This is a genomic window from Amycolatopsis sp. NPDC057786 (assembly GCF_042797905.1).
GTDB lineage: Bacteria > Actinomycetota > Actinomycetes > Mycobacteriales > Pseudonocardiaceae > Amycolatopsis.
Map to the genome: position 1 here is coordinate 85,903 of NZ_JBHVKW010000006.1, position 15,023 is coordinate 100,925.

Below are 15,023 nucleotides of genomic sequence, written 5' to 3' on the forward strand. Positions count from 1 at the left end.
ATTCCTCCGCTGCACGAGTGGTGCTGTCGCGGTCAGGATGGCTCGGATCCGGGCGGCGGAGATTGTCCGGATCCGACAATCCGGGCGGGTCGGTTTGGCCGGAACGGTCAAGGGACTGGATCGGACACGGCCAGCTCGATGATCATCGCCAGCCGTTTCGCGGGCTGGTCGAGGCGGAGTTCGGTCACCTCCGCCATTTTCCGGAGCCGGTAACGGATCGTGTTCGGGTGCACTTCCAGCCGCTCGGCGGCCTCCGCGAGATCCCCCTGCGCCTCCAGCCAGGCCCGCAACGTCGCGACGTAACTGGTGGCGTTGGCGCTGTCGTGCCGCCGCAACTCGGTGATCGGACCGCGGGCCGGCGCCCTGCCGGACGCCGCGGCGGCCCGCAGCCGTTGCACGAGGATGTCGTCCCAGGCCTCGTCGTAGGCGATCGCGGATTTCGTGCCCGGCCGGACGGCGTGCAACGCGAGACACTCGTCGGCTTCCAGCCTGCTGGCAGGCAGTTCCGCCGACGCCGCACCCGCGCCGATCCCGGCCAGCATCGTCACCTGTCTGGGCAGCGCCTCGCGGATCGAGCGCACCCATGCCCTGGCCGCCTCGACGTCGTCCCCGGGCAGGACGGTGTAGACGGTGTTGCTGAACAGCGTGCTGCGACCCGGCCGTGACCAGCCGAAACCCGTCGTCGCCCGCTCGAACGCCAGCAGGAGCGCGGCGTGTCGCTCGTCGCCGATATGGGCCTGGAGCGCGATCACCCGGAACCGGCCGGGAGGCAGGCCGAGCCTGCTGAGCACCGCCGCCGCGTCCGGCGTTCCCTCCACCAGCCGGATCACGAGATCGGATTCGACCTGCCGCTCGAGGTCCGCGCTCGCCCTGGACCGCAGGAGGTGCAGGCCGACCGTGCGCGAGCTGTCCCGCAGGACCGCGCGCCGGGCGTCGGTCAGCGGCCGGTCGCATTCCACCCAGATGGAGCCCAGCAGCTCGCGGCCCGCGCGAACGGCGACGACCATGCGCCCGGTCAGCCCGTGTTCGGGGTCGGCTTCGACGAACAGTGGCTCGTCGGATTCCGCGAGGTGCGCGAACACGCCCCGCCGCTCGAACAGTTCGCGGACCGGTTCCGGGACGCGCCTGCCGAGGATCGTCTCCAGCCGCGCCCGGTCGGCCAGGTGCTGCCTGCTGGAGTAGGCCAGGACACGGGAGAGCCGGTCCTCGATGGTCACCGCGCTGCCGAGCGCGTCCGCCAGGCTGTCGGCCAGCGCGAACAGATCGGTCGGACCGCGGCCCGACTCGGTCTCGCGGCCTTCCAGGACGAGCCCGTAGACGACGCCGGCGAGCTGGCCCCAGGACACGTCCGGCTCCACCAGCAGGACCGCGACGCCGTCGCGCTCCGCACGTTCGGCGGCCTCCGGATCGGGCGGCGCCGATCCGCGGACCAGGACGACCGACGCCTGCGCGGCCGCCGCCAGCTCGACGGCGGCCGTGACGGAGTCGGTCCCGACCGCGAGGTATACGTCTCCTCGCAGGTCGCGGGGGTCCGCGGCGTCGTGCATGACCACGTCGCGCAAGGCCGTCTCGCGCGACACCGGGCAGCACCACAGCCGCGCCCCGTAACCACCCAGGACGTTCACGAGCCGATCCAGCGTCACCATGGCCGCGACCTTGCCATCAAATGGTGCCGGACACGACGCGTTCACCCGTTGACTGTGAGTTTAAGAACCTTTTACACTGCGCATCGTTAGGAAACTTACTTAACTAAAGCGACTCCGGCCGACCCTTCGCCGCGCACCGCCGGTACTCGCCGCCTCCGCAACGTCGAGGAGTCCGCATGAAACGGAGAACACCCCTGGCCGGTGTCGCGGTGGCGACGCTGGCCCTGCTGGGGCAGACCTTGATCTCTTCGGGTACCGCCGCGCAAGCGGAATCACTGCTGTCCGCCGGCAAACCGACCACGACCTCGTCGGTCGAGGGCCCCGAGTTCGGCGGCGCCAACGCCGTCGACGGCAACGCCACGACCCGGTGGGCCAGCGAGGAGATGGTCGATCCACAGTGGATCGCCGTCGACCTCGGCACCACCGCGACCGTCACGAAGGTCAAACTGAACTGGGAAGTCGCCTACGCCAAGACCTACAAGATCCAGGGCTCGGCCGACGGCAGGACCTGGTCCGACATCAAGTCCGTCGTCGGCGGAGACGGCGGCATCGACGAGCACCTCGGCCTCAACGCCACCGCGCGCCATATCCGCGTCCACGGTACGGCTCGCGGCACGACCTACGGCTACTCGTTGTGGGAGCTGGAAATCTACGGTGACCGCGTCGGCGGCGGCGACACGCAGGCGCCGACGGTGCCCACGGGTCTCACCGCGAAAGCCACCACGACGGACAGCGTCACCCTCGGCTGGACCGCGTCCACCGACAACGTCGGGGTCACCGAGTACGAGGTGCTCCGCGACGGGAACGTCGTCGGCACCTCGGCGACGACCACCTACACCGACAGCGGCCTGGCGTCCGGAGTGGAGTTCGGGTACTCGGTACGGGCACGGGACGCGGCGGGCAACGTCTCCGCGGCGAGTCCGGAGATCAGGGCCGCGACCCAGCCGGGCGGCACCGGGCCCGTCACCCTCGCGCTGGCGGGCGACATCGCGAACCCGGAGCTGTTCTCCACGCACCAGGGGACCGCGAACCAGGTCGCCAGGATCAACCCGAAGTACGTGCTGACCGTGGGCGACAACCAGTACCACAAGGGCACCATCTCCGAATACCGCTCCCACTACGACAAGACGTGGGGCAAATTCAAGAGCATCACCAAACCCACGACGGGCAACCACGAATGGGACGATCAGCTCCGGGGCTACAAGGAGTACTTCGGCGCGATCGCGTACCCGCAGGGTTTGCCGTACTACAGCTACGACATCGGTGACTTCCACTTCGTCGCGATGGACTCGAACCCGATCTACACCGGCGGCGGCTCCGACCAGGTGACCTGGCTGCGCAACGACCTGGCCAGGAACACGAAGTCCTGCGTCATCGGGTACTGGCACCACCCACGCTTCAACTCGGGCAACTCCGGGGACAAGAAGCAGATGGCGCCGCTGTGGAACGAGATGGCCAGGGCGAAGGCGGACATGGTGATCACCGGTCACGATCATCACTACGAGCGGACGAAGCCGCTGGACGTCAACGGCCACATCGACGAGGCCAACGGCGTGCGCTCGGTCATCGCCGGTATCGGTGGCGACTACCTCTACACGGACTACAAGGCGCGTGAAGGGGTGGAGAAGATCCTCGCCAAGCACGGCGTGATGAAGCTGATGCTGAACGGGAAGTCCTATTCCTGGGAGATCCACGACACCAACGGGAATGTGCTCGACAAGGCGGGCCCGTACACCTGCCGCTGACGGCCGTGGTCCGGTGCCGTGCGCGGCACCGGACCCGGTGTGTTCTTCCACGACGACGTAGGCCCATCCAGGAGTACAGGTGAATCGAATGGTGAAGCCGGGCATCGCCGCGATCGCGGCGATCGTCCTGCTCGCTCAGCCCGTGACCGCTTCCAACGCCACGGCGGAATCCTTGCTGTCGGTCAACAAACGGACCACCACCTCCACCGTGGAGAGCGAGGGTTTCAGTGGCGCGCTCGCCGTCGACGGCGATTCGACGACCCGATGGGCGAGTCTGGAAGGCGATCCACAGTGGATCGCGGTCGACCTAGGCGGGCCGGCGGACATCAGCCGGATCAAGATCTTCTGGGAATCCGCCCACGCGAAGGACTATCAGGTCCAAGCGTCCGACGACGGCCAGAACTGGCGCGACGTGAAGACCGTGGTGGGCAGCGACGGCGGCCTCGACGAGTTCACCGGGCTGAACACCTCCGCCAGGCACGTCCGGATCTTCGGCACGGCGCGGGCGACCGTGTACGGGTACTCACTGTGGGAGCTGGAGGTCTACGGCGTCCGGACCGGTGACGGCGACATCCAGCCGCCGTCGGTGCCGACCGGGCTCCGGCAGGCGTCGTCCACCACCGAGAGCATCACGCTCGGCTGGACCGCGTCGACCGACAACGTGGGGGTCACCGAGTACGAGGTCCTGCGCAACGGCAACGTGATCGGCCGGTCCACGACGACTTCCTACACCGACACGTCCCTGGCGTCGGGTTTCGACTTCCAGTACGCGGTGCGGGCCCGCGACGCGGCGGGGAACCTGTCCGGATCGACCGCGCCGGTGAAGGCGTCCACCCGGCCGACGGCGTCCGATGGCATCGTCATCGCGCTCGCCGGTGACATCGCCAAGGCGGAACTGCCGTCCGAGCACCAGCGGACGGCGGAGCTGGTGCGCAAGATCAACCCCCGGTACGTGCTGACGGTCGGCGACAACCAATACGTCGACGGCACCATCGAGGAGTTCCGGACCTACTACGACAAGACCTGGGGCAAGTTCAAGAAGATCACCAAACCCACGCCGGGCAACCACGAGTGGAACAACGAGCTGGCGGGTTACAAGCAGTACTTCGGGAAGATCGCGACGCCGAAGGGGAAGCCGTACTACAGCTTCGACGTCGGCGCCTTCCATTTCGTCGCGCTCGATTCGGACCCGGTGTACAACGGCGGCGGCGCCGAGCAGGTGGCGTGGCTGCGCAAGGATCTGGCGAAAACCAAGAAGTCCTGTATCGCCGGGTACTGGCACCACCCGCGTTTCAACTCGGGGAACTCCGGCGACGCGAAAAGCGTGGCACCGTTGTGGAACGAGCTGGCGAGGGCGAAGGCGGACGTCGTGTTCGCCGGGCACGATCACCATTACGAGCGGACGAAGCCGCTGGACGTCAACGGGCACGTCGACGAGGCCAACGGCGTGCGCTCGGTCATCGCCGGTATCGGCGGCGACAGCCTCTATCTCGACTACAAGGCGCGTGAAGGTGTCGAGAAGATCCTGGGCAAGCACGGGGTGATGAAGCTGGTGCTCAAGGGGAAGACGTACTCCTGGGAGATCATCGGCACCAACGGGGAACTGCTCGACAAAGCGGGCCCGTACACCTGCCGGTGACGAAGAAAGGGGACGGGATGAAGCTCCCGGTGAAGTTCGTCGTGGCGCTGGCGGGTGTCGCCGCGCTCACCGCCGCTTCGGTGGTGTACGTGGTGCAGGCCAAGGCGAACAGCCCAGATCGGCGGACGGCCGACGCGGCGGTCGCAGTGGATTCCTCGGGACCGGTCGTACTGGGGGAGCCGGGGAGGCTGCTGTTCCGCAACGGTGCGCCGGGGCCGGGGTACGGCAACGTCGCGTCGGTTCCGGTCTTCGAACCTGGCGGTCCGCGGCGGATCAGTTCGCTCGGCTGCGAACGGTTCTACACGGCGGTCGACGGCGGGCTGTGCCTGGCCAAGGAACCCACTCCGCTGCCGGGCGCGGTCGCCAAATTCGTCGACTCCGCGCTCGGCGAGGTCAAGCGCGTCGACGTCCCGGGCATCCCCAACCGCGCGAAGCTCTCACCCGGCGGCCGGATGGGGAGCTGGACCACCTTCGTCACCGGTGACTCGTACTCGACGCCCGGCACCTTTTCGACGCGTACGGCCATCATGGATCGCGAACGGAACGAGCTTTCGAGCAATATCGAGGGTATCCCGCTGCGGATCGGGGACGCGGTCCACCGGGGCGAGGACGTCAACTACTGGGGCGTCACGTTCGCCACCGACGAGCGGACGTTCTTCGCCACGGTCGCCACCGGTGGGCGGACCTATCTCGTGGAGGGCGACAACGAGGCGTGGAAGGCGCGGACGCTGCGGGAGAACGCGGAATGCCCGTCGTTGTCGCCGGATGGCAAGAAGCTCGCGTTCAAGAAACGCGTGGCCGACGGCGACGTCCGGCCCTGGCGGGAGCATGTGCTGGACCTGACCACGATGCGGGAGACCCCGCTCGCGGAGGCGCGCAGCATCGACGACCAGGTGGTCTGGCTCGACAACGACACGATCGCCTACGGCCTGCCACGCACGGACGGCAAGGAGAGCGACATCTGGTCCGTGCCCGCCGACGGCACCGGAACGCCTCGCCTGCTGGTCCCCCTGGCGTCGTCGCCGTCGGTCACGACGGCTCGTCCATGACAGCGAATCTCCCGTCCTCCCGGTACAGCCAGTACCGGCGCAGCATGCGCAGCACCACGGAGACCTGCAGTGCGGTGATCCCGGGTAAGGGGGCGAGGTCCCTGGTGAGGAAGTCGGCCATTTCGTCCTCGTTCCGGAACACGCCCTGGTGGATGACCGAAGCGGTGCCGGCGACGATCGACACGTACCGCGCCGACGGATGCCGCGCCAGTTCACGGGCAACGGCCTGGATGGCGCCCGGGGTGATGGTCAGCGCGATGACCGCCTCCAGTTCGTAGCCGAGCTGCGCGGGTTCCACTTCGACGCGCGGCCGGACGATGCCGCGCCGCAACGTCGACTGGATCAGCCGGTAGGCGGTGGACTGGCTGATGCCGAGGCTCCGGCCCGCTTCGGCCGCGGTGATCCGTCCGTTCCCGGCCAGGAGCCCGATGAGCCGCCGCTCGTCCGAGCCCACTTCGTCGGCGTCGAATCCGTCCGGAGCTGCCGGGACCGCCTGCTCGCGGGACAGGATCTTCTGCTGGTCCTCGCTCAGCCGGTGCAGCCGCCAGGAGTCGGCCCTGGTCAGCGCCCGCAGCACCAGCTCCGAATGGGTTCCCGCCACACCCGGTACGCCGGGGATGCGATCGGCGAGCAGTTCGCGTGCCTCGGCCCGGTCCGGAACGTGCACGGCCAGGTAGACGTCCGACCGGCCAGCCGTCTCCGCCGCGAGCTGGACCTCGGGAAATCGCGCGAGCGCCTTCGCCGCCGAGCCGGACGCGCCCGGTTCGGTCGTGACCCAGACATGGCGCGGGTTCCCGCGCGCCCTCGCCGTCCACTCGACCTGGCCGATCACCTTGAGGATCCGCTGTTCCTCGAGGCGGATCAGCCGCCGTCCCACCGTGCTGGCGGAGACGTCGAGCGCCTCGGCGAGCGTCGCGACCGAGGCGCGCGGGGCGATCTGGAGCGCCGCGATCAGGTCGAGGTCGGGTTCGGTCAGCATCCGGTGAATATATCAGTCAACAGGACGTCTGACCTGACTGATCCATGCAGAATTCAGTTCAGGGTTGCACTATTCGTTCGCTTGAGTTTGTAATGGGCCTCCGATCAGGAAGGAGCCGCGCCGGTGAGTTCCAGCCAGGCCAGAACGACCTCACGTCCGATGAACCTCCTGCTGCGCGCGCTCGACGGCGTCGAGCGGCTCGGCAACAAGCTGCCGCACCCGTTCTGGCTCTTCGTCATCCTCAGTGGAGTGCTGGCACTGGCCAGCTGGGCGCTCAGCGCGGCCGGGGTGTCGGCGGTGAACCCCGCCACGGGCAAACCGGTCGAGGCGAAGAACCTGTTGTCCGCCGACGGCGTGCGGATGATGGTGACCGACGCGGTCAAGAGCTACACGTCGTTCCCGCCACTGGGCACGATCCTCGTGGTGATGCTCGGCGTGGCGGTCGCCGAGCGGTCCGGTCTGCTCGCGGCCGTGCTCCGGTCCGGCGTTTCGAAGGTTTCGCCGCGATGGGTGACCTTCGCGCTGGCGTTCACCGGGATGGTGTCCCACGTCGCGTCAGACGCGGCCTACGTGGTGCTGATTCCGTTGGGGGCCTTGGCTTTCCGTGCGGTGGGACGCAGCCCGATCCTGGGCATCGTGGTCGCGTTCGTGTCCATCTCCGCCGGATACGACGCGAGTCCGCTGATCACGCCGACCGACGCCATCCTGTCCGGGCTGACCACGGCGGCGGCGCAGACGATCGATCCGGCCTATTCGGTCACCCCGCTGGCCAACTACTTCTTCTCGCTCGCGTCGTCGATCGTGCTGGCCGCCGTGATCACGCTCGTGACCGAGAAGGTCCTCGCGCGGCGCGCGGAGGCGATGCCCATCGACGACGACGCGCAGGAGGACGATCTCGGCTCGCTGCAGCTCAGCCGTCAGGAACGACGGGGCCTGCTCGCCGCGCTCATCGCGCTGGCCGTCTTCGTGATCGCCCTGGTGCTGGCGGTGCTGCCCGCGTCGTCGCCGTTACGCGGCAAGGGCGGAAGCATCATCGAGTCACCGTTGCTGACCTCCATCTCGATCTTCCTGGCGCTCGGCTTCCTGGCGGCGGGCTGGGCCTACGGCAAGGTCGCCGGGACGGTGACCAGCAGCCGCGACATCCCGGGGTTCATGGCGCACGGATTCCGCGAGATGGCGCCGATCCTGGTGCTGTTCTTCGCCATCTCCCAGTTCCTTGCCTACTTCAAGTGGACCGGGATCGGGGAGATCACCGCCATCAACGGCGCCGGCCTGCTCAAATCCGCCGGCGTCTCCGGACCGGTCATCATGCTGGGCATCCTCGTCGTGGTGACGCTGGTGAACCTGATCGTCACCAGCGGCTCCGCCCAATGGGCGCTGATCGGCCCGGTGTTCGTGCCGATGCTGATGCTGCTGGACATCCCGCCGGAGACCACGCAGGCGCTGTACCGCATCGCGGACTCGTGCACGAACGCGATCACCCCGATGAGCCCGTACTTCGTGATGGCGCTGGGTTTCCTGCAGCGTTATCGGCGTTCGGCGGGGATCGGCACGCTGTTCTCGATGACGGTCCCACTCGCGTTCACCCTGCTGGTGGTGTGGACATTGCTGTTCTTCGTGTTCTGGGTGTTCGGCATCCCGCTCGGCCCCGGCGCCCCCGTTCGCTAGGAAGGGATTCTCTTGTCACACACGGATTGGTCCCGGCAGGCACTGCCCGCCATACTCGACGATCTGCGGAGCATCGTCGAACTGGAGACGCACAGCTACGACAAGCCGATGCTGGACAAAGGCCTCGACACCATCCGGGCGTGGGTCTTCGACCGCCTCGGCGCACCCGACACCGAGGCCCGGCACACCGACATGGTCCGCGGCGACGTGCTCGAACTGGGCTATGCGGGTACCGCGCCGGGAACGGTGTTGCTGCTGAGCCACTACGACACGGTCTGGCCGACCGGCACGCTCGCCGGCTGGCCGTACACCGACGAGGACGGCCGCGTCACCGGGCCGGGCGCGTTCGACATGAAACTCGGTCTGGTGCAGTCGGTCTGGGCCTTGCGAGGCCTCCGCGAGCTCGGCCTTCCGCATCCGTCGGTCAAGTTCCTCTTCAACGGCGACGAGGAGATCGGCAGCCCCCACTCACGGCCGTACATCGAAGCGGCCAGTGAAGGCGCGCTGGCCACCCTCGTATTCGAGGCGTCGCTGGACGGCAAGCTGAAGACCGCACGCAAGGGGGTCGGCCTGTTCGACGTGACCGCCACCGGCGTCGAGGCGCATGCTGGCCTGGACCCGTATGCGGGAGCGAGCGCGATCCACGCCCTAGCCGAGATCGTCGGACAGCTGGCGTCCGCCGGCTCGCGTGAACTCGGGACCACGGTCAACGTCGGCACCATCTCCGGCGGTACCGGTCGTAACGTCACCGCGGGCGGCGCGAGCTGCGGCGTCGACGTCCGCGTCGCCGAACCGTCCGAAATGGACCGGATCGACAAGCTGTTCGCCGGTCTGGAAGCCACCGATCCTCGCGTGGGCATCTCGGTCGAAGGGGAGTGGAATCGACCCCCGATGACGCCGAACGACCCGTCGCGGGCGTTGTTCGCGAGCGCGCGCAAGGTGGCCGCCGACGCGGGCTGGGAGCTGGAGGAGACCGCGGTGGGAGGTGCGAGCGACGGCAACTTCGTGTCCGCGCTGGGCCGCCCGGTGCTCGATGGGCTCGGCGCCGTCGGAGGCGGCGCCCACGCACGCGACGAACACATCCTCGTGCGGCACATCCCGGAACGGACGGCTCTGGCGATCGGGCTGATCGCGGCACTCGCCTGACGAGTTTGCCCGCCTCCCGCGGGGGTATCCCCGGAGCTGTCGAAAGGAGGTCACGATGGCCGACTTGCCGTTGGCGAACTACGACGAACTCCCCGCGGGGACGCTTCAGCACCGCATCCGTGCGTTGACGGAACCACAGCTGCGCGAACTGATCGACTACGAGCAGGCACACGGCGGGCGTACCCGGGTCCTCGAACTACTGCGGGCCCGTCTCGACGAGGTCGTCGCCGGTGCCGAGCCTTCCGGAGGGAATCAGGACGTGACGCCCGAGGTTTCCGGCGGACGCGGAGGTTCGCCGGTGCGAGAAGCCACCGCGGCGGAACCGGGCACTCCGCTGAGGCACGGGCAGTCGGACCAGACAGCGTCGCGGGGACGCTCCTGACCGTTTGCCCGTTCCTCTCGTGGGTACGCCCTGGTGGAGGAGGTGTTCGATGTCCTCGGTCAGGTATCGCGCGTTCGCCGACCGGCGGATGGCCGGTCGGCAGCTGGCCCGCCTGATCGGGCGGCCGGAGTGGCCCGATCCGGTGGTGCTCGGGCTGGCGAGGGGCGGTGTGCCGGTCGCCGCGGAAGTCGCCCGCGCACTCGGGGCGCCCCTGGATGTGGCCGTGTCCCGCAAGATCGGCGCACCCGGCCACCCGGAGTTCGGAGTGGGGGCGGTGACGGCGGATGGCCCGGCCTACTACGACAGGCACACTTTGCGCAGGCTCGGGCTGAGCCCGGCCGACCTGGAACAGACGTGCTCAGCCGAGCGAGCGGAGGCGCGCCGCCGCCTCCGTCGCTATCACGGCGATCGTGAACCGGTCGCGGTACGTAGCCGGGACGTGCTGCTGGTGGACGACGGGCTCGCCACCGGCGTCACGGCGACGGCCGCGCTGCGAGCTCTGCGTCAGGCGGAACCGCGCCGGTTGGTGTTCGCCGCTCCGGTGTGCGCGGTCAGGGCGCCCGAGATGCTGCGGGACGTGGCGGACGACGTCCTCTGCGTGGTCGAACCGGAAGAGTTCAGAGCGGTCGGCCAGTGGTACGAGAACTTCTCTCAGACCAGCGACGAGGAAGTCGTCTCGCTGCTCGAGGCGGCATAGGCGGTTCGACGTTTCGGTGGCCGCCGCACGTGGTAGTCATGGCGTTGTCAGGGCCCGCAGTGGGGAGTGACGTCATGACCGTTCCGGTCGTCATCGATTCCGCCGGGGTGGCGCTGTCGGGTGATCTGGTGGTCCCCGGTGACCCCCTCGGGGTCGTGGTCTTCGCGCACGGATCGGGAAGCTCGCGACACAGCTGCCGTAACCGTGCGGTGGCGGGAGTGCTGCAGGACAACCGCTTCGCCACCCTCCTGCTGGACCTGCTGACCGAGGACGAGGAACGCGCCGACCGGAGCACCGGCGAGTTGCGTTTCGACATTCCGCTGCTCGCCGACCGGGTGGTCACCGCGGTGAACGAGATCGGCAACCACGACGTGGTCCGCGATCTGCCGATCGGGTTGTTCGGTGCCAGTACGGGTGCGGCGGCGGCGCTGATCGCCGCGGCCAGGGAGAAATCCGTGCGTGCGGTGGTGTCCCGTGGTGGCAGACCGGATCTGGCGAGCGGCGCCTTGACCGAGGTGAGGGCCCCGACGCTGTTGATCGTCGGCGGCCTCGACCATCCGGTCCTGGAACTGAACCGGCTCGCCGCCGGGCGACTCGTCGCGCCGAACCGCATCGAGGTCGTGGCCGGGGCCACTCATTTGTTCGAAGAACCGGGAGCGCTGGCCGAAGTGGCGAGGCTGGCGACGGACTGGTTCGACCGGCACTTGCCGTGACGCGCAGGACGTGAGCAGTGATGTCAGCACCGGAATCCACAAAGGACAAGGGAGCCGTCGTCGCGGGCTACGACGGCTCCGAAGAAGCACGGAAGGCCGTGCGCTGGGCCGCGGGTGAAGCCGCCACCCGTGGCTGCGAATTGGTCGTCGCCCACGTCGTCGGGTTCCCGCCCGTGCCCGAGGCGGTCCCTGGCGGCGGGGCGTGGCCGCGGCCGGGGTTCCTCGAAGCAGGTCAGGAAACAGCGCAGCGGCACGCCGAAGCCATGCTCGGCGACATCGCGCAGGAATGCCGCCGGGCCTGGCCGGATCTGGCCGTTTCGACCCGGCTGTTGTCCGGCCGCGCACCCGACGCGCTGGCCCGCGCCGCGGAGAACGCGGAACTGCTGGTCATCGGGTCGTCGGGGCTCACCGCGTTGCCCAGGCTCCTGGTCGGGTCGACGGCCGACGAACTCCTGCACGACTACCACCGGCCCATCGTGGTGGTGCGCGCCGGCGACGAACCGCCGGCGGACGGCGATCGCAAGGTCGTGGTCGGCGTCGACGGATCCGAGACCAGCATGGAAGCGATCGGGTTCGCCTACGACTTCGCCGACCGGCATGGCTGCGTGCTGGTGGCTATGCACGTCTGGTCCGATCTCCCGCTCGAAGCGATGGCGGTGACTCCCACCGAGCACGACAGAGAACTCATCGAGGAGCGGGGAAAGCCCCTGCTCGACGAATCGCTGGCGGGATCTCGGGAACGCTATCCGGACGTTCCCGTCCACCGGGTGATCGCCGTCGACCGGCCCGCTCATGCGCTGGCGGAGCAAGCCGAGGGTGCCGCGCTGCTCGTCGTCGGCAGTCACGGACGTGGGTTGCTCCGCCGTGCTCTGCTCGGGTCGGTCAGCCGGGCCATGGTTCACCACGCGCCCTGTCCCGTCGCCGTGGTCCGTCACCACAAGGGCTGAGACGGCTTCGTCCGGACGGGGGTTCGCGTGGACCCGGTGTCGGAGGCAAGGCGAGCGGCGCGGCCACTGCGTGATCCGCGAGATCCGGACGCGGTCTTGGAGAGGACCGCGTCAGCTCGATATGTCCTGATCGGCGAGGCGTCGCACGGTACTGTCGTCTACCGCCCGGCCGAAGAACGGGCAGGCAACTACGTACCCACGCTTCTCGGCCGCCGATACGACGTGTTCATTCACTGCGACCACACCGACGCGGTCCGTCCGCTGCATCGGTTCGAGCCTGTCGGGGGTGAACTGGAGACGTATCCGTTCGCGGAATGACGGGAAGTCGCTCCGCGCCGACTACCCGAAGACGCGCGGATGAATCCTGCGGAACCGGGTGAACGGTGAAGTACACGCTTCCCGGTGGCAGGGTCCCGGTGACGCTGCCGATCGCGTCGCCCCGTCGACAGAATCGGGCATGAAGTTCACGCACCGCCTCGTGACCCTCGCCGTGGTCATGGCCACGACGCTTCTCACCTCGCCTCCGGCGTCCGCCATCGGCTCACCGAGACTGCTCATCGGACAGGACTTCCCGGACCCGGACATCGTCAAGACGGACTCCGGCTACTTCGCCTTCTCCACGAGCACCGGCGCGGTGAAAGTGCCCTATGCGCACGCTCCGGCGCTGGAAGGTCCGTGGCGGGTGGCCGGTGACGCTCTCGCCGCCGTACCGAAGTGGGCGAAACCGGACGGCGGGTTCTGGGCTCCCGATGTGACCCGGCTTTCCGACGGTACGTACCTGCTCTACTTTTCGGCGTCGGTGGCACCGGGCGGGGAAAAGTGCATCGGCGTCGCGACGGCCGCGAACGCCGAAGGGCCGTACACGCCTGCCGGAGACGGCCCACTGATCTGCGTACCCGGCGACGGCGGTGACATCGACCCGCAGACCTTTGTGGACTCGGACGGCTCGCGGTACCTGCTCTACAAGAGCGACGGCGCGGCGGTCGGTCCTCCGGCCGCGATCTGGTCACAAAAACTGCTCGCCGACGGACGGACACCGGCCGGCCCGCGGATCGAGCTCCTGCGCGCCGATCTCGCGTCGGAGAACGCGGTCGTCGAAGCACCGTCGGTGGTGAAGACGGCGAGCCGGTACTTCCTGTTCTACTCCGCCGACACGTTCCAGAGTTCCGGCTACCACACGGGATATGCCTCCGCGCCCACGCTGAGCGGGCCGTTCGTGAAAGCCGGTGCGCCGTTCCTGTCCACCGATCTGCTCGGCGGCAAGGTCGACGCTCCGGGTGGGGCCGACGTCGTCGACGGCCACATCCACTTCCACGGCTGGCTCGGGGGTGGCCGCACCGCCCGCGGGATGTACCAGCTGCCCATCGGATTCCCGAACGATGTTCCCCAGCTCGGCTGAGAAGGTTGCGTCGTCCGCGTTCGGGTATCCGCACGGTGAGACCGACCGAAGGAGCACCGGCGATGACAGCCCAGCCGCCCGACCCGGAACCCGAGAAAACCCGCCGCGAACCAGGAGGCGGTGTCGCGCCGGGCGACACGCCGCCCGACTCGGCTCAGACGTCGGGGCTCTCGCACCCGCAACCGATGCCCTCCAAGGCGATGCCTGTCGCCTGGCTGATCCTCATCGGTGTTCTCGTCGTCCTGGCGAGCGGGTTCGTCGTCGCGCTGGCCCTGGGGTGGCTCAAGCTGGGCTGACCACGGGCAGGCATTCGTCGAGCAGGCCGACGACGTCGCGCCACGCCCGTTCCGCGTGCCGCGCGTGGTGGGCGACGCCCGGGAGCACGGCGTGGTCGACCGTGGGGTGGTGAAAGGCGTGCTGGGCGCCGCCGTAGACCACGAGCCGCCAGTCGACGCCCGCCTCCTGCATTTCCGCGGTGAACGCCTCCCGCTGAGCGGGCGGCATGATCGGGTCTTCGGACCCGACCCCGGCCCACACCGGGCACCGGATGCGCGCCGCTTCGCCCGGACGGCCGGTGGTCAGCGCGTTGATCGTCCCGATCGCGCGCAGGTCGACGCCGTCCCGGCCCAGCTCCAGCGCGATCGCCCCGCCGGTGCCGTAGCCGATGGCGGCGATCCGGTCCGGGTCGGTCCGCGGCGCCGATCGCAGCACGCCGAGGGCCGCGTGGCCGATCTCCCGCATCCGGTCCGGGTCGCCGAGCAGGGGCATCGCATACGCGAGCATTTCTTCGGGGTCCGAGAACCAGCGTCCGCCGTTGATGTCGAAGGCCAGCGCCACGTATCCCAACTCGGCGAGAGCGTCGGCCCGGCGTCGCTGGAAATCGTTGAGTCCCGGTCCTTCCGGCCCGATCAGGACCGCGGGACGGCGGTCGGCACCTTCCGGGAGCGCGAGGTGCCCGACCATCGTCAGTCCGTCGGCGGGATATTCGACCGTGCGTGTGGTGACCGGCATGG

14 protein-coding genes are annotated in these 15,023 nt (G+C 68.8%); 11 read left to right on the top strand and 3 right to left on the bottom strand.

What is annotated here, in order from left to right:
* Positions 1–107: 107 nt before the first annotated feature.
* Entirely contained in the window at positions 108–1,646 is a 1,539-nt protein-coding gene (locus ACFVM3_RS06570) for a PucR family transcriptional regulator (protein ID WP_378436219.1), read from the bottom strand.
* A 176-nt stretch (positions 1,647–1,822) separates the two neighbouring features.
* Between ACFVM3_RS06570 and ACFVM3_RS06575 the strand changes: the two genes are divergently transcribed.
* From ACFVM3_RS06575 to ACFVM3_RS06585, 3 genes are all read left to right on the top strand, one after another.
* Entirely contained in the window at positions 1,823–3,391 is a 1,569-nt protein-coding gene (locus tag ACFVM3_RS06575; protein ID WP_378436221.1) for a discoidin domain-containing protein, read from the top strand.
* A gap of 88 nt (positions 3,392–3,479) precedes the next feature.
* A complete protein-coding gene (locus ACFVM3_RS06580; protein ID WP_378436375.1) occupies positions 3,480–5,030 on the top strand; it encodes a discoidin domain-containing protein in 1,551 nt (516 codons plus the stop codon).
* A gap of 17 nt (positions 5,031–5,047) precedes the next feature.
* Positions 5,048–6,079 (top strand): TolB family protein, encoded by a 1,032-nt coding sequence (locus ACFVM3_RS06585; RefSeq protein WP_378436223.1) that lies wholly within the window; start codon positions 5,048–5,050, stop codon positions 6,077–6,079.
* Here ACFVM3_RS06585 and ACFVM3_RS06590 read toward each other — a convergent pair.
* Positions 6,060–7,058: an Lrp/AsnC family transcriptional regulator gene (locus tag ACFVM3_RS06590; protein WP_378436225.1), complete on the bottom strand. Its 999-nt coding sequence runs from the start codon at positions 7,056–7,058 to the stop codon at positions 6,060–6,062. The genes ACFVM3_RS06585 and ACFVM3_RS06590 overlap by 20 nt on opposite strands.
* A 159-nt stretch (positions 7,059–7,217) precedes the next feature.
* On the opposite strand from ACFVM3_RS06590, the gene ACFVM3_RS06595 reads away from it, so the two are divergent.
* From ACFVM3_RS06595 to ACFVM3_RS06630, 8 genes are all read left to right on the top strand, one after another.
* Positions 7,218–8,726, top strand: coding sequence for an AbgT family transporter (locus ACFVM3_RS06595; protein ID WP_378436377.1), 1,509 nt, complete (start codon positions 7,218–7,220; stop codon positions 8,724–8,726).
* A gap of 12 nt (positions 8,727–8,738) precedes the next feature.
* Positions 8,739–9,872 carry a M20 family metallopeptidase gene (locus ACFVM3_RS06600; RefSeq protein ID WP_378436227.1) on the top strand — a complete coding sequence of 378 codons (1,134 nt, stop codon included), beginning with the start codon at positions 8,739–8,741 and terminating at the stop codon, positions 9,870–9,872.
* A gap of 55 nt (positions 9,873–9,927) precedes the next feature.
* Positions 9,928–10,254, top strand: coding sequence for a hypothetical protein (locus ACFVM3_RS06605; RefSeq protein WP_378436229.1), 327 nt, complete (start codon positions 9,928–9,930; stop codon positions 10,252–10,254).
* A gap of 49 nt (positions 10,255–10,303) precedes the next feature.
* Positions 10,304–10,951 carry a phosphoribosyltransferase gene (locus tag ACFVM3_RS06610; RefSeq protein WP_378436231.1) on the top strand — a complete coding sequence of 216 codons (648 nt, stop codon included), beginning with the start codon at positions 10,304–10,306 and terminating at the stop codon, positions 10,949–10,951.
* A gap of 74 nt (positions 10,952–11,025) precedes the next feature.
* Complete coding sequence (locus tag ACFVM3_RS06615; protein WP_378436233.1) at positions 11,026–11,664, top strand: dienelactone hydrolase family protein; 639 nt, start codon at positions 11,026–11,028, stop codon at positions 11,662–11,664.
* A 20-nt stretch (positions 11,665–11,684) separates the two neighbouring features.
* On the top strand, positions 11,685–12,611 hold the full coding sequence (locus tag ACFVM3_RS06620; RefSeq protein WP_378436235.1) for a universal stress protein: 927 nt from the start codon (positions 11,685–11,687) through the stop codon (positions 12,609–12,611).
* Between the two features lie 457 nt (positions 12,612–13,068).
* The gene (locus ACFVM3_RS06625; protein ID WP_378436236.1) at positions 13,069–14,010 is read left to right on the top strand and encodes a glycoside hydrolase family 43 protein; all 942 of its coding nucleotides are present in this window, start codon (positions 13,069–13,071) and stop codon (positions 14,008–14,010) included.
* Positions 14,011–14,072: 62 nt separating this feature from the next.
* Positions 14,073–14,306 (top strand): DUF6480 family protein, encoded by a 234-nt coding sequence (locus tag ACFVM3_RS06630; RefSeq protein WP_378436238.1) that lies wholly within the window; start codon positions 14,073–14,075, stop codon positions 14,304–14,306.
* Here ACFVM3_RS06630 and ACFVM3_RS06635 read toward each other — a convergent pair.
* Entirely contained in the window at positions 14,293–15,021 is a 729-nt protein-coding gene (locus tag ACFVM3_RS06635) for a dienelactone hydrolase family protein (protein ID WP_378436240.1), read from the bottom strand. The genes ACFVM3_RS06630 and ACFVM3_RS06635 overlap by 14 nt on opposite strands.
* Positions 15,022–15,023: the final 2 nt, after the last annotated feature.

Coding starts and splice junctions, on each gene's coding strand:
- ACFVM3_RS06570 (WP_378436219.1), bottom strand. CDS start 1,646: ATGGTGACGCTGGATCGGCTCGTGAACGTCCTGGGTGGTTACGGGGCG.
- ACFVM3_RS06575 (WP_378436221.1), top strand. CDS start 1,823: ATGAAACGGAGAACACCCCTGGCCGGTGTCGCGGTGGCGACGCTGGCC.
- ACFVM3_RS06580 (WP_378436375.1), top strand. CDS start 3,480: ATGGTGAAGCCGGGCATCGCCGCGATCGCGGCGATCGTCCTGCTCGCT.
- ACFVM3_RS06585 (WP_378436223.1), top strand. CDS start 5,048: ATGAAGCTCCCGGTGAAGTTCGTCGTGGCGCTGGCGGGTGTCGCCGCG.
- ACFVM3_RS06590 (WP_378436225.1), bottom strand. CDS start 7,058: ATGCTGACCGAACCCGACCTCGACCTGATCGCGGCGCTCCAGATCGCC.
- ACFVM3_RS06595 (WP_378436377.1), top strand. CDS start 7,218: ATGAACCTCCTGCTGCGCGCGCTCGACGGCGTCGAGCGGCTCGGCAAC.
- ACFVM3_RS06605 (WP_378436229.1), top strand. CDS start 9,928: ATGGCCGACTTGCCGTTGGCGAACTACGACGAACTCCCCGCGGGGACG.
- ACFVM3_RS06610 (WP_378436231.1), top strand. CDS start 10,304: ATGTCCTCGGTCAGGTATCGCGCGTTCGCCGACCGGCGGATGGCCGGT.
- ACFVM3_RS06615 (WP_378436233.1), top strand. CDS start 11,026: ATGACCGTTCCGGTCGTCATCGATTCCGCCGGGGTGGCGCTGTCGGGT.
- ACFVM3_RS06620 (WP_378436235.1), top strand. CDS start 11,685: ATGTCAGCACCGGAATCCACAAAGGACAAGGGAGCCGTCGTCGCGGGC.
- ACFVM3_RS06625 (WP_378436236.1), top strand. CDS start 13,069: ATGAAGTTCACGCACCGCCTCGTGACCCTCGCCGTGGTCATGGCCACG.
- ACFVM3_RS06630 (WP_378436238.1), top strand. CDS start 14,073: ATGACAGCCCAGCCGCCCGACCCGGAACCCGAGAAAACCCGCCGCGAA.
- ACFVM3_RS06635 (WP_378436240.1), bottom strand. CDS start 15,021: ATGCCGGTCACCACACGCACGGTCGAATATCCCGCCGACGGACTGACG.